Here is a 459-nt window from a genome sequence, read left to right as displayed (position 1 = left end):
GGCTGTGGGGCGTTGCCTTGGCGGCAGCGGGGACGAGGGGCGGTAGGCTGGTTTTCATGGTTTTTGTGCGGAGCGACCACGGTATGCCGCCTCCCACTTTTATGATTCATTTTGAATGAATATTAACGGCAACCGTCTGCCAGGGCAACCTTCAACCCTTCCCGGGCGCCTGTGCCTTGCCGCGGCTCCAGCGGGTGCACGGGCGTGCGCGCGCCGCCAAAAAAGCAGCTGCCATTTAATTTGATAGCAACCAGCGCTTGCTCCATAAGCGCTGGACGATGATTTGACCTGAAATCGGTGCAGCGGTGCACAGCGGAGGTCGCACCGGCCACAAACGAAAAAACCTGCCAGCACATATGCAGGCAGGTTTTTTGCAAAGGTGGCGCGGGTGCGCCACGGCCGCGTTCAGACCTGGGCGTTTTTGTAGTTGGCGATGCCGTCCAGGATTTCCTTGTGCGC

1 protein-coding gene is annotated in these 459 nt (G+C 59.3%); it reads right to left on the bottom strand.

Annotated elements, in window-relative coordinates:
- Positions 1–122: 122 nt before the first annotated feature.
- Positions 123–459, bottom strand: a 337-nt coding sequence (locus tag B2J89_RS22575; RefSeq protein ID WP_205763935.1) for a hypothetical protein, incomplete at its 5' end; no start/stop codon positions are given.

This window comes from Acidovorax sp. SRB_24 (genome assembly GCF_012931925.1).
This window is presented reverse-complemented; position numbering and strand designations above follow the sequence as displayed.